Source organism: Allobosea sp. 05L423, assembly GCF_056397745.1.
Window position 1 is genome coordinate 1 of record NZ_JBFTOA010000015.1, and the last position, 21649, is coordinate 21649.

Genomic DNA, 21649 nt, shown 5'->3' on the forward strand with positions numbered 1-21649 from the left:
GGCAAGGACCGCGGAAATCGAGCGGCACGGGTTCAAGCTTGTGCGCTTCAGCAATGCCGAGGTCATGGATAGCCGGGACGATGTCCTCGCCACCATCCGCACAGCAATAGGCGGATAGGTAGAGCCTTCATCGGCAGCAGCAGTCCCTCGTCCCTGCCCTTCTCCCACACGGGAGAAGGGTTCCCCGCGGGCCTTCACCCGCGCTCACGCCCGCTTGGCGACGGCCTGCTTCAGCCGCGCGACCGCCTCCACCGCGCCGGACCGGACCGTGACCTCCAGCGTCGGCGCCTCGCGCTCGATCATCTCGATCAGCGTCTCGGGCGTGATCTCGGCCCGCGCCGCGGTGAGCTTCAGCACGGCATTGGCGATGATGTTGGGCCAGTACGCGGCCCCGCCCTTGGCCAGCCCCTTGGCCTTGCGGCCCTCGAATTCCTGGGCGAGCTGTTCGGGGGTTTTCTTGGCCATGGTCTCGTAACCTGTTTCGGGATGAGCCGCTGCCTATCACGAAACGCCGGCCCCTGCCTGCCCCCTTGGCCGCGCTCACCCGGCCGCACTGCCCTGCCCGCACAGCGGGGCCGCGACAATCGCATTTGCATGCGGCCGCGACGCAAGGCAGGAGCGCCGCTCAAGGCAGGCCTGTGATGCGGCTGCCCATTCAGGACCCGACCATGCCCCGCCTCGCCTTGCTCGCCGCCTTCGCCGGCCTCCTCCTCGCCACCCCGACGGCCGCCCAGATCACCGACCGGGAGCTGAGCTGCGCCGACTGGCTGAAGTCCGGCGCGCACAAGAAGAGCGAGCACTCCGCCGCTGTGGCGGAGAAGATCAGGGCCTTCTGCGCCGCCAATCCGAAGATGAAGGCTATCGACGCCGAGATGACGATGACGGGCGATTGAGCGATGGCTGTGACCAGGCGCAAGGGCGAGATCACGGATAAGCATCGCGACCGCTCGCATCCCTTCCAGGTCCGGATCGTCGTGCCTCTTTCCGGCCTCCATGGCGCGGCCGGGATCATGTACCGCTGGGCGGCCTGGTTCGATCACGTCACGACGACCGGCAGGGGTATCATGCATTGGTGCTTCACCCGACCCGAGGTCGCCGATGCCTTCGCGATGGATTGCGGTGGCCAGCGCATCGACAAGCCGATCAATCCCTATGGTCTGGCCCTCGACCAGCCGAGCGGCAACGAGCTCGAACGGCGCGCAAGAGCGTCGCTCTACGCGATCGAGATCGTGACTGGCGGCAAGCCGATTGATAGAACGCGGCCGTTCAAGGAGGCCTGGAAAATTCCGTTCTCGACTTTCAGCGATCCGGCCGACGTGGCTCGGGCTCAAGCGGCGCTCGATGCGGCATGGGCCGAAGTGAAAAGTTCGGTGGCGGATGATGATATCGAGCGCGAGCGAACCCGGCTGGCCTACATCGTCGCCAGCTACGCTGCGGTGGCGATCGACGAGGACGATCTCGCACGGCGGGCCGTTGAGCGTTTCCGTCACCCAGGGCCGTGATTTGGCATGACAGTTCGGGAATGGGCCTCAAGGTACGCTTTCGACCCGTTGCGGACCTTAGCATTCTCATACTAATTTTGGCCGAGCGGCTGGCGTTCATGTGGGGTGCTAGGAAAGCCAACCCTAGAGCAGAGCCAGGTGATAGTGCGAAAATCATTCGACCTCGCGGTCGTAATAATCTGCGTGGCTTGGGGGCTTCCCCTCTATCTTTTGGCTCTATTGGCCCTCAGCGCTGCTGGGTTGCGGCCATATTGGCTTTTGCCGCTAATCGGGGGGATGGTCCTTGGCCGTCTTCCGCGCGGGACGAACGTACTGGGCGGCTCCATGTTCATATTCCTGATTTCCGGCGTTGTTCGAGGGCCGCTCGGAGGATGGATGCCGGCGTGTCTCGTGATCGGCGCTAGTTGGCTAGTGGGAGTTGGTCTCATTCGCCTGCCTATATGGCTTGCACGGCAGCGGCGAGGAACAGCCGCGAAGAACGGCGGGGAGTTACCGCCAGAGGTCCGGTAACGACCCATTGCAGACACCGGTTCTTGGGCCTCGAATTCAAACGACGCTGGCCAACAGCCGCCCAGCCAGAAGCACCAGAACAATCCCGAACAGGCTGTAGCGTATGCGGGTCATGAAAAACGGAACCGCCATCCCCACGGCCAAGGTCAAGCAGGAGGCCAACCCGGATTTGATATAGGCATCCTTGGAACGATACTCGGGCGAGCCCGCTACAGGACCTTCGCCGCCCCAAGGGTAGCACCCACTGGAGCCGACTGGGGGCTCAGAACACGCGCGGGCATGCCAAGCGGAGTTGAGGTCGTAGATCAAGGCGATCAGCAACAGGCCAAAAAGCAGCGATATGGCCACCTCGAACAAGCTGACTTTGAGCCTCATCCACCAACCTCGCCGCAGTGCGGGCAACAAGTTGGCGCGAAGCTGAATGCCGCTCAAGCGACTTCTGCTATCGACCCGTTGCAGACGCTCAGCCTCACCGGAGTCGAGCTGCCGCGGATAGCTTTCGAGTGCATTGTTCGAGAGTGATTCAGCGTGACAGTTCGGGAATTGGGATTCCGCTCGCTCTAGGTACGCCTCCAATTGGATTCGTTACCTTTTCCGCAACTGTCATGCTTGGCTGCGGCACCAGGTAGAATCGTGACAGTTCCGGAGAGCGCCGGGACGATTTTTCAAAGGGTTAGCGGCAGGCCCGATTTCCGGCATTCTGGCTTTAGGGATTGCTGGCCCCGAAATCTGCGAACAATCAAATGGCAATATTGGCCACGCCGCGCCCCGCCTAAGTTCTTGCAGCGCCGCCGCTTTCCGCCTGATCCCGGATAGTCCCGGCTAATCCCGCTTCATTGCCATATGATTGTTCGTTTCACACATATGCACCCGCCGCTTGACTCCCGCCCCCCAGCGGCTCTACCCCCATCGACGGGACACGCCCCCCCAACGGGGCGCGCCCATCTGTAAGGATGGAGACATCGATGGCGAATACCGCACCGACCACGCGCCCGCGCGTGCCTAACTTCTCGTCTGGCCCCTGCGCCAAGCGCCCCGGCTGGACCCTCAAGGGCCTCTCCGACGCCCCGCTCGGCCGCTCGCACCGCGCCAAGATCGGCAAGGACAAGCTGAAGGCCGCGATCGACCTCACCCGCGAGGTGCTGCAGGTCCCCTCTGATTACCGCATCGGTATCGTGCCGGCCTCCGACACCGGCGCCGTCGAGATGGCGCTGTGGAGCCTGCTCGGCGCCCGCGGCGTCGACATGGTCAGCTGGGAAAGCTTCGGCGCCGGCTGGGTCACCGATGTCGTCAAGCAGCTCAAGCTCGCGGATGTCCGCACCTTCGAGGCGCCCTACGGCGAACTGCCGAACCTCAAGAAGGTCGACACGAAGAACCGCGACGTCGTCTTCACCTGGAACGGCACCACCTCGGGCGTGCGCGTCGTCGACGCGAGCTGGATCGCCGATGACCGCGAGGGGCTGACCATCTGCGACGCCACCTCCGCCGCCTTCGCCCAGCGCCTCGACTGGCCCAAGCTCGATGTCGTCACCTTCTCCTGGCAGAAGGTGCTCGGCGGCGAGGCCGCGCATGGCATGATCGTGCTCTCGCCCCGCGCGGTCGAGCGGCTCCTGACCTACAAGCCGGCCTGGCCGCTGCCGAAGATCTTCCGCATGACCTCGGGCGGCAAGCTGATCGAGGGCATCTTCCAGGGTGAGACGATCAACACCCCCTCCATGCTCGCGGTCGAGGATTACATCGATGCGCTGAACTGGGCGAAGAAGGTCGGCGGATTGGACGGGCTGGTGAAGCGCGCCGACGGCAACGCCCGCGTCATCGCCAAGTTCGTGCGCGAGAGCGACTGGATCGACTTCCTCGCGGTGAAGCCGAAGACGCGCTCCAACACCTCGGTGTGCCTGAAGTTCACCGACCCGGCCGTCACCGCGCTGGCGCCGGATGCTCAGGCGGCCTTCGCCAAGCAGGTCGTCTCGATCATCGAGAAGGCCGGCGCCGGCTACGATCTCGGCCATTACCGCGACGCCCCTCCCGGCCTGCGCATCTGGTGCGGCGCGACCGTGCAGTCGCGCGACGTCAAGGCGCTGCTGCCCTGGATCGAATATGCCTTCGCCGAGGCCAAGGCGGGCCTGGGCAAGAAGGCGGCCTGACCGGGCCGTCATGGTCGGGCTTGACCCAACCATCTCTCTCAAGAAGAGGCGCTGCCCTGCGCCTCCGCGTCCCGAGATGGCCGGGTCAAGCCCGGCCATGACGCCCTCCCCCTTCAAGCGCCGAACGCTCCCCGTGCAGCGCGGCGCCAGCCGGAGCCTCCCATGCCCGCACCGAAAGTCCTGATTTCCGACGCCCTCTCCCCCGCCGCCGTGCAGATCTTCAAGGATCGCGGCATCGACGTGACCTTCGATCCCGCCCTCGGCAAGGACAAGGACAAGCTCGCCGCGATCATCGGCGAGTATGACGGCCTCGCCATCCGCTCGGCCACCAAGGTCACCGCCAAGCTGCTCGAGCAGGCCAAGAACCTGAAGGTCATCGGCCGCGCCGGCATCGGCGTCGACAATGTCGAGATCCCCGCCGCCACCTCGCGCGGCGTGATCGTGATGAACACGCCCTTCGGCAACTCGATCACCACCGCCGAGCACGCCATCGCCATGATGTTCGCGCTCGCCCGCCAGATCCCCTCGGCGGATGTCTCCACGCAAGGCGGCAAGTGGGAGAAGAACCGCTTCATGGGCGTCGAGATCACGGCCAAGACGCTCGGCCTGATCGGCGCCGGCAATATCGGCTCGATCGTCGCCGAGCGCGCCATCGGCCTCAAGATGCGCGTCATCGCCTATGACCCCTATCTCTCGCCGGAGCGCGCCGTGGCGCTGGGCGTCGAGAAGGTCGAGCTCGACGAGCTGCTGAAGCGCGCCGACTTCATCACGCTGCACGTCCCGATGACCGAGAAGACCAGGAACATCCTCTCGGCCGAGGCGCTGGCGAAGACGAAGAAGGGCGTGCGCATCATCAACTGCGCCCGCGGCGGCCTCGTCGACGAGCAGGCGCTGGCCGATCTTATCAAGTCCGGCCATGTCGCGGGTGCGGCCTTCGACGTGTTCTCGCAGGAGCCGGCCGAGACGAACCCGCTCTTCGGGCTGGAGAACGTCGTCTGCACGCCGCATCTCGGCGCCTCGACCAACGAGGCGCAGGAGAACGTAGCCCTGCAGGTCGCCGAGCAGATGAGCGATTACCTGCTCAAGGGCGCCATCACCAACGCGGTCAACTTCCCGTCGATCTCGGCCGAGGAAGCTCCCCGCATCAAGCCCTTCGTCGATCTGGCGGAGAAGCTCGGCTCCTTCCTCGGCCAGCTCACCGAGGCCGCCGTCAAGGGCATCCGCATCGAGTATGAGGGCGCGGTCGCGAGCCTCAACCTCAAGGCGATCTCGGCCGCCGCGATCACCGGCGTGCTCAGGCCCTTCCTGCCCGAGATCAACATGGTCAACGCCGCGCTGATCGCCAAGGAGAAGGGCATCGTTGTCGAGGAACTGACCCGCGACGTCGCCGGCAATCTCGAAAGCGTCATCCGCATCGTCGTCGAGGCCGAGGACATGCCGCGCCATGCGTCGGGCACGGTCTTCCATGACGGCAAGCCGCGCATCGTCGAGATCCGCGACATCGCCGTTGATGCCGAGTTCGCGCCGCACATGCTCTATGTCCGCAACGCCGACAAGCCGGGCTTCATCGGCCAGTTCGGCTCGCTGCTCGGCGGCGCCGGCGTCAACGTCGCGACCTTCTCGCTTGGCCGCGACAAGCCGGGCGGCGACGCGATCTGCTACGTCTCGGTCGACGAGCCGATCTCGGACGAGCTGCTCGCCAAGATCCACGAGATCCCGATGGTCAAGCGCGCGCGTCGGCTCAGGTTCTGATCGTGCTCAACCCCTTGCGCGCCATCGTCACCTCCCGCCAGGAGGCGGCGCTGGCGCCGATCCGCTTCGAGGTTCGCCGCGACGAGGCGGCGGGCCTCTGGTACGCCATGGATACCGGCGAGCTCGGCATCGTCACCGAAGCCGAATCGCTCGATGCCCTGCGCGAGCGCCTGAAGCAGCTCCTGCCGGAATGCTTCGGCATCGAGGACTGCCCGGTGGAGCTTGCGCTCTGCGCCGATGAGGCTCCCGTTCAGCCCGCCGACACCGCGATTTCGGCGCTCTCCAGCACGTAGCGCGCGAACAGGAAATCCCTGATCGCGACGATCTGCTCGCCGCGCCATTCCAGCGTCACGAAATAGAGCGGCGGTCCCTCGCCGTCCTCAGCGTCGAGCATCAGCACGGCCGGTTTCCCGTCCACGATCCCGGACGCGCAGCGCCAGTGCGTGGCGGTGTCGTAGCGCCCGAAATAGGGCGCGACCTCGTCGCGGCCGCGCAGTTGCAGGCGGTTGACGAGATCCAGGCGGACATCCTCGGCCAGCATCGCGCGGACGGCGTCGAAATCATGCGCATTGAACCGCGCGACATAGGCCTCCAGCCGCCTGCGCTCGGCCGGTGCGAGCTGCGGCGCCCGCATGTCTCCGGGCTCCTGCGCGATCTCCGCGAGCCGTTGTCGCCCGCGTTGCAGCAGGCCTTTGACCGCGGGCGGGCTCAGCTCCAGAAGCTGCGCGATCTCGTCCACCGAGAAATCGAGCACGTCGCGCAGCGTGACGGCGCTGCGCTGCGCGACCGGCAGGCGCGCGAGCGTCTGCAGGCTGGCCCGGGTCGCGAGCGGATCGACACTGGCCAGCTGCGGCGCCACCATGTCTTCCTCATCCTCGCGCTCCAGCTCGGCGCGGCGGGCGCGGCGCCGGAGCGCATCGAGCGCGGCGTTATGCGCGATGCGGAACAGCCAGCCGTCCGGGTTGTCGACGGGGGCGACGTCGCTCCAGGCTTCGGCAGCCTTGAGGAGCGCGTCCTGCACGACGTCCTCTCCTTCGACCGCCGAGCCCATCATCCGGGCGCAATAGCGGTGAAGGCGCGGCCGCAGCCGCGCGATCGCTTCGCTCAACACGCCCGGCGCGGCACTGCCCGCCACTCTATCAGCCATGGGAGAATCCGACGTCGCATAGCATCGTCTCGACGGTGGCGAGGGAGCCGATCCGCGCGAGATACGCCTTGAAGTACTCGGTTTCCCGGAATGCCGCGATATCGTCGGCACTGCGCCAGCGCGAATAGTTCACCACCCGCCGGCCATCGCGGCCAACCAGAACGGAGGATGAGAGCGACCCCGGCTGCTTGCTGAAGAAGTCTTCCGTGCCTTCGCGCAAGATCTCCGCCAGCCGCGGCTGGTCGGCGGGCTGCACGGTGAAGACGTTCACGAGCGCGATGCTGCCGCCCGCTGCGGACATCTTGGTTTCCATGGCCGTTCCTTTGGTCCGGGCGCGAGAGGGTACAGACGCGATGAGGTTGCCAGCGAAGCCCAGCGCCAACACCGCCCGGCGCAAGACGTCGGTCTTCGCCATATCGCAAACCTCCATGTGCCGGATGCGATGTCCGGGCCACCGAACGCGTCGGCATGGCATCCATCTTCAAAGACGAATGCCGCACGCGATCGGAACCGCGGCGGAACGTTTTTTTCGAAACCCGCCGCTACGGCGGATGGATTCGGCCAACCTGCCGCCGCAACGCCGCCGCAATGTCCCTCCCCTCTGATGGCCTCGCCATCAAGGGACCGCCCATGCCTGCCCGCCTCCGCCTCGCCGCCGCTGCCCTCGCCTGCCTCGCCGCCTTCCCCGCCCTCGCCGATTGGGACAGGGCCAGACTCGACAAGGAGATCGTCGCGATCGAAGGGCAGGCGCAGGGCCGGCTCGGCGTCGCGCTGCTCGACCTCAAGGACCGCAAGCAATGGTCCTATCGCGGCTCCGAGACCTTTCCGATGCAGAGCGTGTTCAAGCTGCCGCTGGCAGTCGCCGTGCTGCAGCAGGTCGAGGCCGGCAAGTTCAGGCTCGACCAGCCGATCACCGTTACGCGCCAGGATTTCTCGCTGTTCCGCAGCCCGCTCGCCAAGGCCTTCAAGGGCGAGCGCAACGACTATCCGCTGAGCGAGCTCGTTCGCCTCGCCGCCGGCGAGAGCGACAACACCGCGGCCGACCTGCTGATGCGCGAGATCGGCGGCCCGCAGGTGGTGACGAAGATGCTGCGCGACGGCGGCATCACCGGCCTGTCGATCGACCGCTACGAGCGCCAGTTCCAGCCCGAGATCTACGGTCTGCGGGGCTTTGCCTGGGGGGAGACCGTCGACGAGAAGCGCTTCCGCGCCGAGCTCAAGGCGCTCAGGCCGGAAGTCCGCATCGCCGCGCTCTCGAAGGCGCTGAAGGACAAGCGCGACGCCGCGACGCCCGAGGCGAGCGCGCTCTTCCTGGAGGGCTTCGCCAAGGGCACCTGGCTGCGCGACCCCGCCCATACCGCCTTCATCGAGAAGATCGCTGCCGAAATGAAGATCGGCGCCGAGAGGATCAAGGCGGGCCTGCCGGCGGGCTCGCGCCTCGCCCACCGCACCGGCCTCGGCCTGACCACGGACGGCATCAACCACGCCAGCAACGATATCGGCATCGCCACGCTGCCGGACGGGCGGCGCTTCGTCATCGTCGTCTATCTCGCCGGCTCGCGGGCCGATGCGAAGGAACGCGACGCAGCCCACGCCGCAGTCGCGCGGCTCGCCGTCTCGGCGCTGCGCTGAGAGGCCGTAAAAGGCGAGCGCTCATCCTGAGGAGCCGCGATGCGACGTCTCGAAGGATGCTCCAGACGGTTCCCGAGCCTCCTGAAACATCCTTCGAGACGCCATTCCCAACCGAATGGCTCCTCAGGATGAGGGCTCAGTGAGTTGTCCGCATCCTTCGCGAGGTGGCTCTTCCTACCGCCCCAGCCGCTCCGCGATGAAAATGCCGCCGAGCACGAGGGCAAGCGCCAGGGCGTGATAGAGGCCGAAGGGCTCGCCGATGATCAGCACCGCGAGAATCGGCGCGAAGACCGGCACGAGATTGACGAAGACGCCGGCCCGGCCGGGCCCGATGATCTCGATGGCGCGCATGAAAAGGAGCTGCGACAGGATCGAGGGGCCGATCACGGTGAAGGCCAGAATCGCCCAGCCCTTCGCCGTCGGGATATAGAACTTGCCCAGCGCAATCTCGCCGGCGAGCAGCGGCAAGGAGAAAAGGCAGGCGACGCAAGCCACCGCCGTGAAGAAGACGAGGCCCGGAATCGCTGGCCGGTTGCGGATCGCCACGGTGTAGCTGGCGTAGAGCGCGCAGGCGAGGATCATCAGCAGGTCGCCTGCGGCGAAGCGAAAGCCCATCAGGACCTGAATGTCGCCGCGGCTTGCCGTGACGACGACGCCCAGCAGCGTCACCGCCACGCCGAGCGCCTGCATGCTGCCGATCGGCGTGCGATAGGCCAGGAGGGCGCCGATCAGCACGAAGACCGGGATCGAGCCCTGCAGAATGCCGATATTGATCGCCGAGGTCGAATAGGCAGCAAGATACATCAGCGTGTTGAAGGCGGTGAAGCCGAGCACGCCGAGCATCGCGACGTAGCGCCAGCGCGCGCGCAGCACCGGCCAGTGTTTCCTGAGCTGCTCGCGCAGCAGGAAGGGCATGATCAGGCACACCGCGATCCAGCGGAACGACGTCAATGCCATCGGCGAGATGTTGCCGACGGCAAGCCGGCTCGCCACGGCATTGCCGCCCCACATCAGCGTCGTCAGGATCAGCAGCAGGTAGGCATTGGCCCAGGCGCGTTGCAGCCAAGTCGGGGAAGGGTGCACGATTCCGCCCTGTCACGAGAAAGGGCTCATGCAATAACCTTGCAGGAGACCCCTCTCATATGAGATCGGGCGCAAGCCTGCCCGTCGCCCTGCGCATTCCTGCGGAAGTTCCCCGATGATCCAGACCAGCTCCCGCCCGCTCCGCCTGCTCTTCGTCGACGGCAACACACACGAGCATCGCGAAGGGCTGCGCACGGCTTATGGCATGGCCTATGGCGAGGCCTACGCCGCCGAGATCGCCGCGATTGCACCCGGCATCGTCTCCGACATCTGCCTGCCGGCCGACGAGGGCGCCAACCTGCCGGACGCCGCCGGGCTCGAATCCTATGACGGCGTTTTCCTCACCGGCTCGGCCCTGCACATCTACAAGGCCGACCCGGCGGTGATGCGGCAGGTCGAGCTGATGCGGGCAATCTATGCCAGCGGCACGCCCTGCTTCGGCTCCTGCTGGGGCATCCAGATCGGCTCGGTTGCGGCGGGCGGCACCGTCACCGCCAATCCGAAGGGGCGCGAGGTCGGCTTCGCCCGCCGGATCACGCCGACCGAGGCGGGCCGGAACCACAAGCTGCTCGACAGCAGGCCGTCCTCCTTCGACGCCCCGGCGATCCATCTCGACACCATCGCCCTGCCCGCGCATGGCACGACCATCCTCGCCTCCAACGCCTACAGCCAGGTGCAGGCGGCCGAGATCAAGCACAATGGCGGCACCTTCTGGGGCGTGCAGTACCATCCGGAATTCCCGCTGAAGCAGGTCGCTTCGATCCTCGGGCGCATGGTGCCGCTGCTGATCGAGGAGGGCTTCCGCAAGGACGAGGCCTCGACGGAAGCCTGGCTCGACGACCTCCGCACGCTCGACGCGGAGCCTGTCGGCCGGCAGGATCTCGCCTGGGCGCATGGGCTCGACCGCGAGGTGCTCGACGCCGAGCGCCGCGTCACCGAACTCCGCAACTTCGTCGAGCACCGCATCAAGCCGCACGCCAGCACGCGCAGCCGCGCCTGAACGTTCGGCGCCAACATCCCGCGAGCTCTCATCCTTCGGGACGCCGCTGACGCGGCGCCTCAGGATGAGGGCCAGGAATTTGCGCCCCCCTGTTCGGCAGCCCGGCGCGTCGGCTGTCCGCAACCTTGCCATCGCGAATAGCGCTGGCTAGGTAAGTGGCCGTGAGGCCACGACCTCCCCCAACCTGGGCAATGTGCTGGGACGACCCGGCAACTCATGGGGGACCGCTATGGCGTGGCTCTACCTGTTTTCTGCCGGCCTTCTCGAAGTCGTCTGGGCTTTCACCATGAAGCAGTCGGACGGGTTTTCCCGTCCGGTGCCGACGGCGATCACCATCCTCACCATGGTCGGCAGCTTCGCCCTGCTCTCGCTGGCGATGCGCACCCTGCCGCTCGGCACGGCCTATACGATCTGGACCGGCATCGGCGCCGTCGGCGCCTTCATCGTCGGCGTCGCCGTGCTCGGCGAGGCGCTGACGCCGATGCGCATCGCCGCGGCCATGCTGATCGTCTCCGGCCTCGTCATGATGAAGCTGTCGGCGCACTGACCGCCGCGCTTGCCAAAGCGCAGCCGGCTTTTTAAGCAGGCCGGGCCTCGGGACGACCCGCGGCCTTCGCACACATAGGGGACGGCCCCACGACGCGGAATGCTCCGCGCCGTCGCGCAACCCCGTGCAGCGGAGGCCCTCCCTTGGCCAATCCCAGCGACCAGTTCATCGTCAAGGCCCTTATTCCGCTGCGCGTCGGCGGGCTCGATCTCGGCTTCACCAATGCCGCGCTGATGATGACGCTCGCCACCGCGGCGATCGGCGGCGGGCTGATCTGGGCGACGCGCTCGCGCGCCCTCATCCCCGGCCGCGCCCAGTCGCTGGCCGAGATGCTCTACGAATTCGTCGCCAGGACCCTGACCGACGCGACCGGGCGCGAGGGCCTGCGCTTCCTGCCGCTGATCTTCTCGCTCTTCATGTTCGTGCTGGTGCTCAACCTGTTCGGCATGGTCCCCGGCGCCTTCACCGTCACCAGCCATATCGTCGTCACCTTCGCGCTGGCGATGCTGGTGATGGCGACGGTCATCGGCTACGGCGTGCTGCGCCACGGCTTCGGTTTCCTGCGGCTGTTCGTGCCGTCGGACGTGCCGAAATGGCTCCTCCCCTTCATCACGCTGATCGAGATCGTCTCCTTCCTGTCGCGGCCGATCTCGCTGAGCCTGCGCCTTTTCGCCAACCTGCTCGGCGGCCATATCGCGCTGAAGGTCTTCGGCAGCTTCGTCGCGGCGCTGCTCGCGGCCGGTTTCGGCTATTCGCTGCTGGCGCCGCTGCCGCTTCTCATGACCGTCGCGCTCACCGCCTTCGAGTTCATGGTCGCGGTGCTGCAGGCCTATGTCTTCACAGTGCTCGCCTGCATCTATCTCAACGACGCGCTGCATCCCGGCCACTAGCACCGGGCCAGACCGGGCCGGCCGCGCCGATCCTTCAGCTTCTCTCGACGGCAAGCGCCGCCGCGTCGAGGGCTGCGGCGATCGCTTCGGCCGCGCTTTCATCGAGCGACCCGCGCCGCAGCCTCAGCCGCAGGGCAACCTTCAGATTCTCCGTGGCGCGCGTGACGCGCTCGGGAATGCCGTCCCCCGGAGTTGCCGCGCCGGCGGCGCTCACGCGGGCCAGCAGGCTGTCGAGCGCCGCCTGGTTGGCGACGAGGAACGAAGCCCCTTCCGCGGTGACGAGGAAGTTCTTCCGGCTTCCGCTCTCATCCGCGACGCGGGCATAGCCCATGTCTTCGAGCCATTGCAGCGTCGGATAGATCACGCCGGGGCTCGGCGTGTAGCTGCCGCCCGTGCGCTCCTCGATCCCGCGCATCAGGTCATATCCGTGGCGGGGCTGCTCGGAGAGCATCGCGAGAATGAGCAGGCGAAGCTCGCCATAGTCGAACATCCTGCCGCCGTGCCGCCCCCGGCGTCCCCGGCGTTCATGTTCATGTCCATGTTCGTGGTGGTGATGGTGGCCCCGACGGTGCTCGCGCCTATCGCGGAGGGGGTCGGGATGACGGTCGTGACCGTCTCTGTCTGTGTGCTTCATGCCCATGCAAACTATATCGCGATATATCTCAAATCAAGATATATCGAAATTACACTTTGGTAATCTGCGGCGGGAGACTGTCGCCTGCGGGCGGTCTTCAGGCGTTCGCCGCCCGGCCGACGCTCATGCGAATGCAGGACGCTCATTCTGCTCTCGCCTCCTATCCGCATTCCGGCCAAATTCGGCCTTGGGCGCGCCGGATTCGGCAGCGTTCATCGCGGTCGCGTGACTGTGATTCTGGGGGATGATGACGTGAAGAACTATATTGCCGCTGCCCTGATCCTCGCTCCCGGCTTCGCCAGCGCCGCCGAGACCGAGCTTGCCAGCCGGATCGACCGGGTCACGGTCTATCCCGACGGTGCCGTGGTGACGCGGCTCGGCAAGGCGGAGCTGCTGCAGGGCGCCTCTCAGCTCGTATTGCGCGGCCTGCCGGCGACGATCGACCCCGCCTCCTTCCGCGTCGAAGGCAAGGGCAGCGGCGCCTTCTCGGTCGGCGCCGTCGATGTCCGCACCACGCCGGGCGACGCCAGGCCGGTGCTCGATACGGTGCTGGAGGGCAAGCTCAAGGCGCTGCACGACGACAAGGACAGGTTCGAGAGCCAGATCGCCGCGATCGAGGCCAAGCGCGCCACCGTCGAGCGCTTCGCCCAGACCGGACCGGACAAGCTCGGCCCGGATGGCAAGGCTCTGCCCGTCGCCGATTGGCCGGCCGTGTTCGAGGCGATCGGCACCGCACTGGTCAAGGTCCAGGACGAGCTGCGCGGCGTGCGTGGCCGTCTCTCTGATGTCGAGGCCGAGATCGCCGCGCTCGAGGGCGCCCGCCCGCAGACCGGACGCCCCGGCGCGCCGAAGCGCGATGTCGCCATCGCGGTCGAGGCGCCGCAGCCGGTCGCGGCCGAATTCACCGTGAGCTATCGCGTCACCGGTGCGAACTGGACGCCGAGCTATGAGGCACGGCTGACCACCGCGGCCGAGAAGCCGGAGATCGCGCTGACGCGCCGCGCCGAGATCCGCCAGCGCAGCGGCGAGGCCTGGGACGATGTCGCGCTGACACTCTCGACCACGCGCTCGGCCGGCGGCACCCGCGCGCCCGATCTCGCCCCCGTGCAGGTCGCCTTCTTCGAGCCGCCCGCCATCTATGAAAGCCGCTCGCGCGCTCCCGCCGGAATGGCCGCCGCGCGCGCCAAGGCCGAGGCCGAGGCGCTGGCCGCACAGTCGCAGCGTGCGATTTCTCCGGCCCCCGCGCCTGCACGGCCGGCCGAGGTCGAGGTCGCGACGATCGAAGCCGGCGCCTATCAGGCGAATTTCCAGGTCCCCGGCCGCGCCTCGATTCCGCAGGACGGCTCGCCGAAGACCGTGGTCCTCACCCAGCGCAAGGCGGAGGCGACGCTTGCCGCCCGCACCGTGCCCGAGCTGGAGCAGAAAGCCTATCTGGAAGCCGGCTTCGTCCATGAGGAGGAGGCCCCGCTCCTGCCCGGCCGCGTCGCCCTGCATCGCGACGGCACCTATGTCGGCATGGGCCAGTTCGGGCTCGTGGCGCCGGGCGACAAGCTCGAGCTCGGCTTCGGCGCCGACGACCGGATCAAGGTCAGCTACGCCCCGGTGAAGCGCCGCGAGAACGAGCCCGGCTGGCTCGGCCAGAGCCGCACCGACCAGCGCGAGTTCCGCACCGTCGTGAAGAGCCTGCATGCCCGGCCGGTGAAGGTGACGGTGCTGGGGCGAATCCCCTTCTCGGAGAGCACCGCCATCGCGGTCGAGACCATTGCCTCCCAGACCACGCCGCCAACCGAGAAGCAGGTCGGCGACCGCCGCGGCGTCTCGTCCTGGAGCTTCGATCTCGCCCCCGGCGCCGAAAAGGAGCTCAAGCTCGCCTATCGCCTCAAATGGCCTGGTGACCGCGAGCTCTCCTATGACGAGCAGCCGCTGCCCGGTCGGTGAAGCGAGGAAGCGCGAGCCTTCACGTCATTCTCGGGCGAAGCGAAGCGCAGACCCGAGAATCTCCGTCAGAAGGAGGCTCTGGTGCCTCCCCGTCGGGAGATGCTCGGGTCAAGCCCGAGCATGACCGCGCCCCGCCCTGACGGCGTCCTGTCTCAGACCGCCATCTCCACTTCCCGCCCGCGGCCGAGTTCGGCCATCCAGCTCCGGTACTTCGGCTGGATCTTGAGCTGGTGGGCATAATGCCGGCGGAGCGCCTCGGTCAGTCGCCCGTCGCGGCCGAGCTGCTCGTCGGCGAAACCGACCATCACCGAGTTCGGCCAGGCCTGCGGACGGATTTCGCGCAGCCTTTCGAACAGCGCATCCTCGCCCTCGGCCGGATCGGCCTGCGCCATCAGGGTCAGCATCGCCGCTGTCGAGCGCGAGACCCCCATATGGCAATGCACCAGCAGATGGCCCTTCACGCGCCCCGCGGCGGTTTCGCGCAGGCCCTCGCCAAAGCGCAGGACCTCGCCGACATGCTCCGGCGCCGGCATGATCTGGCCGGGGCGCGGATCGATGATGTCATGGAAGCGCAGCGTCACGCGATGGTGCTCGCCATAGGCGCCGAATGCCTCGATCTCGGCACGGTCGGGATCGAGCACCGAGAGCACATGCGTCACCTCGCGGGCGCTGTTGCCCGGCAGCTCCTCGATGCCGCAGATCGTCAGGGTCGAGATGGTCAGGGTCTTCATGGCACGCCTCCGCGATAGGACGGGCGCCATGCTCGGGCGCGGCCCGAACATCTCCTTCAAGAGATTCCCGGGTCTGCGCTCCGCTTCGCCCGAGAATGACGCCCTATCTGTCTTCGTTCACTCGGCCGCGATCGCCCGCAGGCCCTGGCCGAGCTCCTGGTCGACGAGGCCGACCCAGTAGCGCACGCCGTCCGGAATGATCGCGTCGTTGAAGTCGTAGAGCGGCGTATGCAGGCCGACGAAGGAGCCGTCGGGATTGACGCCGTTGCCGATGCGCATGAAGGCGCCCGGCCGCACCAGCATCATCTCGGCGAAGTCCTCGCCGCCGGTGCCCGGCCGCAGCTGGCCGTTGACATGCTCGGCCCCGACCGCGGCGCTCGCCGCCGCAACCGCGACCCGGACCTGCTCGGCCTCGTTGACCAGCGGGCTCGTGCCGCGATGGTAATGGGCTTCGGCCCTGCAGCCCCAGGCCTGCGCCGTCGCCGCCGCGAGTTCGGCGATGCGCCGCTCGACGGTGTCGCGCACCTCCTGCGAATAGGTCCGCGCCGTGCCGCCGATGACGAGTTCGGAAGGGATGACGTTCGAGGCGTTGACGTCACCGCCATGGATATAGCCGACGCTGATCACGGCCGTGTCGAGGGGCGCGACGTTTCGGCCGACGATGCCCTGCAGGCCGAGCACGAAATGCGCCTGCGCATAGGTGATGTCGGTGGAGCGATGCGGCTGCGAACCGCCATGGCCGCCGAGACCATGGAAGGTGACCTTCCATGAATCCGCCGCCGCGAGGAACGGGCCGACGGTGGTGCCGAAGCTGGAGGCCGGCATCCCCGGCGTGTTGTGCAGCCCATAGATCGCATCGCAGGGGAAGCGATCGAACAGCCCATCCGCCAGCATGGCGTTGGCGCCACCGCGGCCTTCCTCGGCCGGCTGGAAGATCAGGTTTACGGTGCCGGCGAAATCCCGGTTCTCGGCGAGGTACTGCGCGGCCGCGAGCAGCATCGTGGTGTGCCCGTCATGGCCGCAGGCATGCATCCGGCCGTGATTGCGCGAGGAATAGGGAAGGTTGGTGGTCTCCTCCAGCGCCAGGCAGTCCATGTCGGCGCGCAGGCCGATGGCGCGTTCGCCCGGCTGGGTGCCGCGGATGACGCCGACGACACCGGTCTTGCCGACCGCCTCCGTGACCTCGACGCCCCATTCGCGCAGCTTGTCGGCGACGAGCTTGGCGGTGCGCACCTCTTCCAGGCCGAGTTCGGGATGGGCGTGGATGTCGCGGCGGATCGCCGTGAACGCGGCATGGTGTTGGCCGAGCCAGTCGTCGAGCTTGGTCATGATCGATGAAATCCCCTCTCCTGCGGGCTGTGACGCCCGACCCAGCTATTACGCCCGATTGCGGCAGCATGACCGTGCAAATGCTACAGATCGACCATGCCGCAGCAGACTGGCCTGCGAATGAAACCGGCTCCGCAACCTCAATCCTTCTTCGCGGGTGCAGACTTCTCTCGTGATTCCCTGATCCGTCCACCGGCGTGCTCGACAGCCTGCTCGGTCCGCGCGTCGATCATCGGCTGATCGGGATCATCCGGGCAATCGCGGCCCGTCTGCAGGCAATCCGTCTGGATCAGCGGCTGCCGACGCTCGACCCTGTTGATCATCTGGCAGCGCCGGAAATTGTCTTCGAAATCAGTGTCGGCCAGCGTCCCGTCGACCATGATCGTGCCTGCCCTGACGACGGCCTTGGCGGTCCCTGCCCCGGTTTCGACGATCATGGATCGCAGCGCGATCCCGGCAAGCTGACAAGCATTGAGCCTGAGCGCGATGGTCTGGCCGGGAGGACCGGCGGCATCGCGCAGGAAGCGGTCTCTCAAGGCTGCGATATGGGGACCGTCCTCAGCGCGAATTCTGGCCGCCATTGCCTTCACCACGCCGGGCTTCGAACGGGTCACCGCCTCGGCGAACTCGACCTGCATCCGTATCGTCAGCGCGTGGTCGCCCATGCGCTCCAGGAAAGCCGGGTCGGGAATCTCCTGCGAACGCCCTGGCGAAACTCCAAGCATCGCGGCGAGGGCGAGTGGCAGGGACCAGGCCTTTGCCGGGCAGCCTCTGTCTTGGATCTGAACAGCCATCGCGGCCTTGTCGCAGAACGGTATTCCCGCAGCAAGGCCGGGTGGATCGGCACCGGTCCTAACCATTTCGCCCCGGCGGGCCTCATCGGGCACATGCCGAAAAACTTGACCTGCGCGCCCTATTGGCCCATGAGGGCTTGCAAGGACCTGCCCCGAAACCCCGGCCTTGCGCCGGGGTTTTGCATTTGCGCGGGCCGCTTGCACAGGCAACGCGGTACAACAGCAGGGACACATCGCTCATGGCGAATGTTGTGGTGGTCGGCGCCCAGTGGGGCGACGAGGGCAAGGGCAAGATCGTCGACTGGCTGTCGAGCCAAGCCGATGTCGTGGTCAGGTTCCAGGGCGGCCATAATGCCGGCCATACCCTCGTCATCGACGGGGTCACCTACAAGCTCTCGCTGCTGCCCTCCGGCATCGTCCGTCCGGGCAAGCTCTCGGTCATCGGCAACGGCGTCGTCGTCGATCCCTGGCATCTCGTCGAGGAGATCGGCCGGCTGCGCGCCCAGGGCGTCGCGATCTCGCCGGATAACCTTCGCATCGCCGACAACGCCACGCTGATCCTGCCGCTGCACCGCGAGCTCGACCATTTCCGCGAGACCTCGAATGCCGGCATGAAGATCGGCACGACCAAGCGCGGCATCGGCCCGGCCTATGAGGACAAGGTCGGCCGCCGCGCCATCCGCGTCATCGACCTCAAGGATCCTGCGCTGCTCGAAGCCAAGATCGAGCGGCTGCTGGCCCATCACAACGCGCTGCGCCGCGGGCTGGGCATCGGCGAGGTCGACGCCAAGGAGCTGCTGACCCAGCTCAAGGCGATCGCCACCGAGGTGCTGCCCTATGCCGACACGGTCTGGGCACTGCTCGATGCGCAGCGCCGCGCCGGCAAGCGCATCCTGTTCGAAGGCGCTCAGGGCGCGCTGCTCGACGTCGACCACGGCACCTATCCCTTCGTCACCTCCTCGAACATCGTCGCCGGCCAGGCCGCAACCGGCTCGGGTCTCGGCCCCTCCGCCGTCGGCTATGTGCTCGGCATCGCCAAGGCCTATACGACCCGCGTCGGCGAAGGCCCCTTCCCGACCGAGCTCTTCGACGAGATCGGCGAACTGATTGGCCAGAAGGGCAAGGAGTTCGGCGTCGTCACCGGCCGCAAGCGGCGCTGCGGCTGGTTCGACGCTTGCCTGGTGCGCCAGACGGTCAAGACCTCCGGCATCGACGGCATCGCCCTGACCAAGCTCGACATTCTCGACGGCTTCAAGGAGATCAAGGTCTGCGTCGGCTACAAGCTCGACGGGCAGATCCTCGAACACCTGCCGGCCGGCCAGGCCGACCAGGCCCGCGTCGAGCCGATCTACGAGACCATCGAAGGCTGGGATGGCTCGACCGCCAACGCCCGCTCCTGGGCCGATCTTCCGGCGCAGGCGATCAAATATGTCCGCCGCATCGAGGAGCTGATCGGCGCCACCGTCGCCGTGCTTTCGACCAGCCCGGAGCGCGACGACACGATCCTCGTCCACAATCCGTTCGAAGGGTGACCTTGCCCTTCGAGGGTTGACGCGGCCCGTCATCAGCGACAAGTGAGGCCAATGGCCGATTTCTACCCGATCCTGGCGCGTGCCGTCGCCGGGCTGCCCGACAACTCTGCCGAGACGCGCCGCTCCATCTACGACCGGGCGCGGACGGCCCTCGTCGCACAGCTGCGTGGTCTCGACCCGCCGCTGAGCGAGGCCGAGATCATGCGCGAGCGCCTGGCGCTCGACGAGGCGGTCGCGCGGATCGAGGCGGATTACGAGGTGGCACCGGCCGAGCAGCCGGTCACCGAAGGTCCGGTGATTCGCCCCATCGAGGCTCCCCCGCAGCCGCCGCGCCCGCCCGAGCCCAAGAAGCAGCCGGCATTCGCGCCGCTTCCCGCGGCCACTGGCGAGGACGAAGGCGAGCCGCTGCCCGAGCCGGCCCAGCCGCAGGTCGCCCGCCCACGCGTTCAGCCGCCGCGCGAATCGCGGGTGAAGCCCGGCCATATCCGCTCCGCCGTCGTCGGCGGTGTCGTCGCGATCGCGGTCGCGGCGATCGCGGCCACCGCCATCTATGTCCACAAGCTAAAGCCGCAGGACGCGGCCCGCCCGAACGGCGAGGCAGCGACCCAGCAGGCACAGCCGGCGCAGCCCGAGGGCAACGGCAAGATCGCCGACCGCGTGGGCGAGCCCGGCGCTCCGGCCCAGGGCCGGACCGGCGGCAATACCGCGAGCAATTCCCCGGGCGTCCCGGTGCCGCAGCCGGGCGGCGCGATCGCCGTCGCCCAGCGCGCCATCCTCTACACCGAGTCTCCCGAGAACCCGCAGCAGCCGCGCGCCGTCACCGGCCGCGTCTTCTGGCGCCTCGACAGCGAGAGCGCCGGCCAGGGCCGCCCGGTCGAGACGATCGTGCGCGCGACCGTCGAGATTCCCGATGCCGGGCTCAATCTCGACTTCACCATCCGCCGCAACACGGATTCCGCCTTCCCCGCCTCGCACATCATCGGGCTGCGCTTCACCGCGAGCGGCGACCCCGCGACGCAGGCGATCAAGGAAATCGGCGTGCCGCAGTTCAAGACCGAGGAAGGCGAGCGCGGCGCGCCGCTCTCGGCCATCAACTCGGCACTGGGGGACAACCTCTTCGTCGCCGCGCTGTCGAACGTGCCCGTCGAGGTCGAGCGCAACATCGACCTGATCCTGAACCGCAGCTGGATCGATATCCCCGTGCTGTTCACCTCCGGCCGGCGCGGCATCATCACCTTCGAGAAGGGCGTCTCCGGCAGCCAGACCCTCGCCGACGCCTTCGGCCGCTGGCGGTAGGCGAAGCACGAACCGCCGTCGGTCTCAGGGCCGGCCGGAGATCTGTCTCTGGGATCGGTGACTAGGACGCTTCCGTCATGGTCGGGCTTGTCCCGACCATGCATGCCTTCCTGAATCGAGCGCGGTGTTCGAGACGTGGATGCTCGCCATAAGGGCAAGCATCCCGGCGCTTTCTTCAGATTGCTGGGAGACGTTCAGCTCTTCCGCTGCGCCGCGAATTGCGCGGCCGCGCGGAGCACATCCGCCTCCGGGCCAAAACCCGCCAGCGCGGCCACTGCCGCCTCGCTCAGCCGGTCGCGCTCGCGCTTGGCGCCGTCGAGGCCGAGCGCGCCGATCAGCGTCGCCTTGCCCTTGTCCTCGTCCTTCGCCGTCGCCTTGCCCATCTGGCCGGCGTCGGATTCGACATCGAGGATGTCGTCGGCGACCTGAAAAGTCGCGCCGAGCGCCCGGCCATATTGACCGAGCGCGGCGAGCGCCTCGGCATCGGCGCCGCCCAGCCGCGCACCGATCTCGACGCTTGCCGCCAGCAAGGCGCCGGTCTTCATCGCCTGGAGCTGGCGGATTGCCGCCTCCGAAAGCGAGCCACGCTGCGCCTCGAAACGCCCCTCGGCTGCGAGGTCGAGCATCTGGCCGCCGACCATGCCGCCGAGCCCGGAGGCACGCGCCAGCGTGCTCACCAGCGCGGCTCGCACGGCGCCGTCGGGATGGGTCGCCGCGTCGGCGAGAACCTCGAAGGCCAGCGTCAGCAGCGCGTCCCCTGCGAGGATCGCGGTCGCTTCGTCGAAGGCCTTGTGCACAGTCGGGCGGCCGCGGCGCAGATCGTCGTCGTCCATCGCCGGCAGGTCGTCATGGACCAGCGAATAGCAGTGCAGCAGCTCGACGGCCGCGCCCGCCCGCAATCCGTGCTCCGGCGCGGCGCCAAGGAGCCGTGCCGTCTCGACCGTCAGGAACGGCCGCAGCCGCTTGCCGCCGCCGAGCGCGCCGTGACGCATCGCCGCAACGAGGCGCTGCGGCCGGGCGATCTCGCCTTGGGCCGGCTCGGACGCGAGCAGCGCCGCGAGCAGCGTCTCGATGGCCTCGGCATTCTGCGCGAGGCGCCGGTCGAGATCGCCATGGCTGGCCGGAGTGGTGACGGAACTCATGCGCGGATCTCGCGTTCGCTGCCGGGACGGGGGCCTTGCCGGACGA

At 67.5% G+C, this 21649-nt stretch carries 24 protein-coding genes; 14 read left to right on the forward strand and 10 right to left on the reverse strand.

Annotation, left to right across the window (positions count from 1 at the left end; all coding sequences use genetic code 11):
* The first annotated feature begins 16 nt into the window (after positions 1-16).
* Positions 17-118, forward strand: a complete 102-nt coding sequence (locus tag AC1DNE_RS23490; RefSeq protein ID WP_476767146.1) for a DUF559 domain-containing protein — start codon at positions 17-19, stop codon at positions 116-118.
* A gap of 86 nt (positions 119-204) precedes the next feature.
* On the opposite strand, the gene AC1DNE_RS23495 is transcribed toward AC1DNE_RS23490, so the two are convergent.
* Positions 205-465: a hypothetical protein gene (locus tag AC1DNE_RS23495; RefSeq protein ID WP_476841205.1), complete on the reverse strand. Its 261-nt coding sequence runs from the start codon at positions 463-465 to the stop codon at positions 205-207.
* A 176-nt stretch (positions 466-641) separates the two neighbouring features.
* Here AC1DNE_RS23495 and AC1DNE_RS23500 point away from each other — a divergent pair, with 176 nt between their 5' ends.
* On the forward strand, positions 642-893 hold the full coding sequence (locus tag AC1DNE_RS23500) for a hypothetical protein (protein WP_476767136.1): 252 nt from the start codon (positions 642-644) through the stop codon (positions 891-893).
* A gap of 3 nt (positions 894-896) precedes the next feature.
* Positions 897-1502 carry a hypothetical protein gene (locus AC1DNE_RS23505; protein WP_441472667.1) on the forward strand — a complete coding sequence of 202 codons (606 nt, stop codon included), beginning with the start codon at positions 897-899 and terminating at the stop codon, positions 1500-1502.
* Positions 1503-2048: 546 nt separating this feature from the next.
* On the opposite strand, the gene AC1DNE_RS23510 is transcribed toward AC1DNE_RS23505, so the two are convergent.
* On the reverse strand, positions 2049-2444 hold the full coding sequence (locus AC1DNE_RS23510) for a hypothetical protein (protein WP_441472666.1): 396 nt from the start codon (positions 2442-2444) through the stop codon (positions 2049-2051).
* Positions 2445-2977: 533 nt separating this feature from the next.
* On the opposite strand from AC1DNE_RS23510, the gene AC1DNE_RS23515 reads away from it, so the two are divergent.
* The 3 genes from AC1DNE_RS23515 to AC1DNE_RS23525 all read left to right on the forward strand — a co-directional run bounded on the left by AC1DNE_RS23515 (position 2978) and on the right by AC1DNE_RS23525 (position 6201).
* On the forward strand, positions 2978-4156 hold the full coding sequence (locus AC1DNE_RS23515; protein WP_476767137.1) for a phosphoserine transaminase: 1179 nt from the start codon (positions 2978-2980) through the stop codon (positions 4154-4156).
* A 162-nt stretch (positions 4157-4318) separates the two neighbouring features.
* Entirely contained in the window at positions 4319-5908 is a 1590-nt protein-coding gene (serA, locus tag AC1DNE_RS23520) for a phosphoglycerate dehydrogenase (RefSeq protein WP_441472664.1), read from the forward strand.
* A 2-nt stretch (positions 5909-5910) separates the two neighbouring features.
* The gene (locus AC1DNE_RS23525; RefSeq protein WP_441472663.1) at positions 5911-6201 is read left to right on the forward strand and encodes a DUF1902 domain-containing protein; all 291 of its coding nucleotides are present in this window, start codon (positions 5911-5913) and stop codon (positions 6199-6201) included.
* Here AC1DNE_RS23525 and AC1DNE_RS23530 read toward each other — a convergent pair.
* Positions 6159-7019, reverse strand: coding sequence for a sigma-70 family RNA polymerase sigma factor (locus tag AC1DNE_RS23530; RefSeq protein ID WP_476767147.1), 861 nt, complete (start codon positions 7017-7019; stop codon positions 6159-6161). The two genes, AC1DNE_RS23525 and AC1DNE_RS23530, sit on opposite strands and share 43 nt — an antisense overlap.
* Positions 7020-7047: 28 nt before the next feature.
* Positions 7048-7470, reverse strand: a complete 423-nt coding sequence (locus AC1DNE_RS23535) for an antibiotic biosynthesis monooxygenase family protein (protein ID WP_441472661.1) — start codon at positions 7468-7470, stop codon at positions 7048-7050.
* A gap of 215 nt (positions 7471-7685) precedes the next feature.
* On the opposite strand from AC1DNE_RS23535, the gene bla reads away from it, so the two are divergent.
* Positions 7686-8687 (forward strand): class A beta-lactamase, encoded by a 1002-nt coding sequence (bla, locus tag AC1DNE_RS23540; protein ID WP_441472660.1) that lies wholly within the window; start codon positions 7686-7688, stop codon positions 8685-8687.
* Between the two features lie 174 nt (positions 8688-8861).
* Here the strand turns inward: bla and AC1DNE_RS23545 are convergent, their stop codons facing one another.
* Positions 8862-9770 (reverse strand): DMT family transporter, encoded by a 909-nt coding sequence (locus tag AC1DNE_RS23545; RefSeq protein WP_441472659.1) that lies wholly within the window; start codon positions 9768-9770, stop codon positions 8862-8864.
* A 115-nt stretch (positions 9771-9885) separates the two neighbouring features.
* On the opposite strand from AC1DNE_RS23545, the gene AC1DNE_RS23550 reads away from it, so the two are divergent.
* The 3 genes from AC1DNE_RS23550 (at position 9886) to AC1DNE_RS23560 (ending at position 12207) form a co-directional block, all read left to right on the forward strand.
* Positions 9886-10770, forward strand: a complete 885-nt coding sequence (locus AC1DNE_RS23550; protein WP_441472658.1) for a type 1 glutamine amidotransferase — start codon at positions 9886-9888, stop codon at positions 10768-10770.
* 229 nt (positions 10771-10999) lie between these two features.
* A complete protein-coding gene (locus AC1DNE_RS23555; protein ID WP_441472657.1) occupies positions 11000-11317 on the forward strand; it encodes a DMT family transporter in 318 nt (105 codons plus the stop codon).
* Positions 11318-11460: 143 nt separating this feature from the next.
* A complete protein-coding gene (locus AC1DNE_RS23560) occupies positions 11461-12207 on the forward strand; it encodes a F0F1 ATP synthase subunit A (protein ID WP_441472656.1) in 747 nt (248 codons plus the stop codon).
* 34 nt (positions 12208-12241) lie between these two features.
* On the opposite strand, the gene AC1DNE_RS23565 is transcribed toward AC1DNE_RS23560, so the two are convergent.
* On the reverse strand, positions 12242-12622 hold the full coding sequence (locus AC1DNE_RS23565; RefSeq protein WP_441472655.1) for a PadR family transcriptional regulator: 381 nt from the start codon (positions 12620-12622) through the stop codon (positions 12242-12244).
* 12 nt (positions 12623-12634) lie between these two features.
* On the opposite strand from AC1DNE_RS23565, the gene AC1DNE_RS23570 reads away from it, so the two are divergent.
* Both AC1DNE_RS23570 and AC1DNE_RS23575 read left to right on the forward strand, forming a co-directional pair.
* On the forward strand, positions 12635-12904 hold the full coding sequence (locus AC1DNE_RS23570) for a hypothetical protein (protein ID WP_441472654.1): 270 nt from the start codon (positions 12635-12637) through the stop codon (positions 12902-12904).
* 189 nt (positions 12905-13093) lie between these two features.
* The gene (locus AC1DNE_RS23575) at positions 13094-14779 is read left to right on the forward strand and encodes a mucoidy inhibitor MuiA family protein (RefSeq protein WP_441472653.1); all 1686 of its coding nucleotides are present in this window, start codon (positions 13094-13096) and stop codon (positions 14777-14779) included.
* Positions 14780-14931: 152 nt separating this feature from the next.
* On the opposite strand, the gene AC1DNE_RS23580 is transcribed toward AC1DNE_RS23575, so the two are convergent.
* The 3 genes from AC1DNE_RS23580 to AC1DNE_RS23590 all read right to left on the reverse strand — a co-directional run bounded on the left by AC1DNE_RS23580 (position 14932) and on the right by AC1DNE_RS23590 (position 17633).
* Positions 14932-15510: a tyrosine phosphatase family protein gene (locus AC1DNE_RS23580; protein WP_441472652.1), complete on the reverse strand. Its 579-nt coding sequence runs from the start codon at positions 15508-15510 to the stop codon at positions 14932-14934.
* A gap of 117 nt (positions 15511-15627) precedes the next feature.
* Complete coding sequence (locus AC1DNE_RS23585; protein ID WP_441472651.1) at positions 15628-16839, reverse strand: amidohydrolase; 1212 nt, start codon at positions 16837-16839, stop codon at positions 15628-15630.
* Positions 16840-16979: 140 nt separating this feature from the next.
* A complete protein-coding gene (locus AC1DNE_RS23590) occupies positions 16980-17633 on the reverse strand; it encodes a hypothetical protein (RefSeq protein ID WP_441472650.1) in 654 nt (217 codons plus the stop codon).
* Positions 17634-17872: 239 nt separating this feature from the next.
* On the opposite strand from AC1DNE_RS23590, the gene AC1DNE_RS23595 reads away from it, so the two are divergent.
* Together AC1DNE_RS23595 and AC1DNE_RS23600 are read left to right on the forward strand one after the other, a co-directional pair.
* Positions 17873-19165 (forward strand): adenylosuccinate synthase, encoded by a 1293-nt coding sequence (locus tag AC1DNE_RS23595; RefSeq protein WP_441472649.1) that lies wholly within the window; start codon positions 17873-17875, stop codon positions 19163-19165.
* A gap of 51 nt (positions 19166-19216) precedes the next feature.
* Complete coding sequence (locus tag AC1DNE_RS23600) at positions 19217-20461, forward strand: histidine kinase (protein WP_441472648.1); 1245 nt, start codon at positions 19217-19219, stop codon at positions 20459-20461.
* A gap of 194 nt (positions 20462-20655) precedes the next feature.
* Here the strand turns inward: AC1DNE_RS23600 and AC1DNE_RS23605 are convergent, their stop codons facing one another.
* Entirely contained in the window at positions 20656-21603 is a 948-nt protein-coding gene (locus AC1DNE_RS23605) for a polyprenyl synthetase family protein (protein ID WP_441472647.1), read from the reverse strand.
* Positions 21604-21649: the final 46 nt, after the last annotated feature.

Coding starts and splice junctions, on each gene's coding strand:
- AC1DNE_RS23505 (WP_441472667.1), top strand. CDS start 897: ATGGCTGTGACCAGGCGCAAGGGCGAGATCACGGATAAGCATCGCGAC.
- AC1DNE_RS23605 (WP_441472647.1), bottom strand. CDS start 21,603: ATGAGTTCCGTCACCACTCCGGCCAGCCATGGCGATCTCGACCGGCGC.
- AC1DNE_RS23555 (WP_441472657.1), top strand. CDS start 11,000: ATGGCGTGGCTCTACCTGTTTTCTGCCGGCCTTCTCGAAGTCGTCTGG.
- AC1DNE_RS23590 (WP_441472650.1), bottom strand. CDS start 17,633: ATGGCTGTTCAGATCCAAGACAGAGGCTGCCCGGCAAAGGCCTGGTCC.
- bla (WP_441472660.1), top strand. CDS start 7,686: ATGCCTGCCCGCCTCCGCCTCGCCGCCGCTGCCCTCGCCTGCCTCGCC.
- AC1DNE_RS23495 (WP_476841205.1), bottom strand. CDS start 465: ATGGCCAAGAAAACCCCCGAACAGCTCGCCCAGGAATTCGAGGGCCGC.
- AC1DNE_RS23550 (WP_441472658.1), top strand. CDS start 9,886: ATGATCCAGACCAGCTCCCGCCCGCTCCGCCTGCTCTTCGTCGACGGC.
- serA (WP_441472664.1), top strand. CDS start 4,319: ATGCCCGCACCGAAAGTCCTGATTTCCGACGCCCTCTCCCCCGCCGCC.
- AC1DNE_RS23565 (WP_441472655.1), bottom strand. CDS start 12,622: ATGCGCGGGATCGAGGAGCGCACGGGCGGCAGCTACACGCCGAGCCCC.
- AC1DNE_RS23500 (WP_476767136.1), top strand. CDS start 642: ATGCGGCTGCCCATTCAGGACCCGACCATGCCCCGCCTCGCCTTGCTC.
- AC1DNE_RS23600 (WP_441472648.1), top strand. CDS start 19,217: ATGGCCGATTTCTACCCGATCCTGGCGCGTGCCGTCGCCGGGCTGCCC.
- AC1DNE_RS23595 (WP_441472649.1), top strand. CDS start 17,873: ATGGCGAATGTTGTGGTGGTCGGCGCCCAGTGGGGCGACGAGGGCAAG.
- AC1DNE_RS23580 (WP_441472652.1), bottom strand. CDS start 15,510: ATGAAGACCCTGACCATCTCGACCCTGACGATCTGCGGCATCGAGGAG.
- AC1DNE_RS23515 (WP_476767137.1), top strand. CDS start 2,978: ATGGCGAATACCGCACCGACCACGCGCCCGCGCGTGCCTAACTTCTCG.
- AC1DNE_RS23535 (WP_441472661.1), bottom strand. CDS start 7,470: ATGGCGAAGACCGACGTCTTGCGCCGGGCGGTGTTGGCGCTGGGCTTC.
- AC1DNE_RS23585 (WP_441472651.1), bottom strand. CDS start 16,839: ATGACCAAGCTCGACGACTGGCTCGGCCAACACCATGCCGCGTTCACG.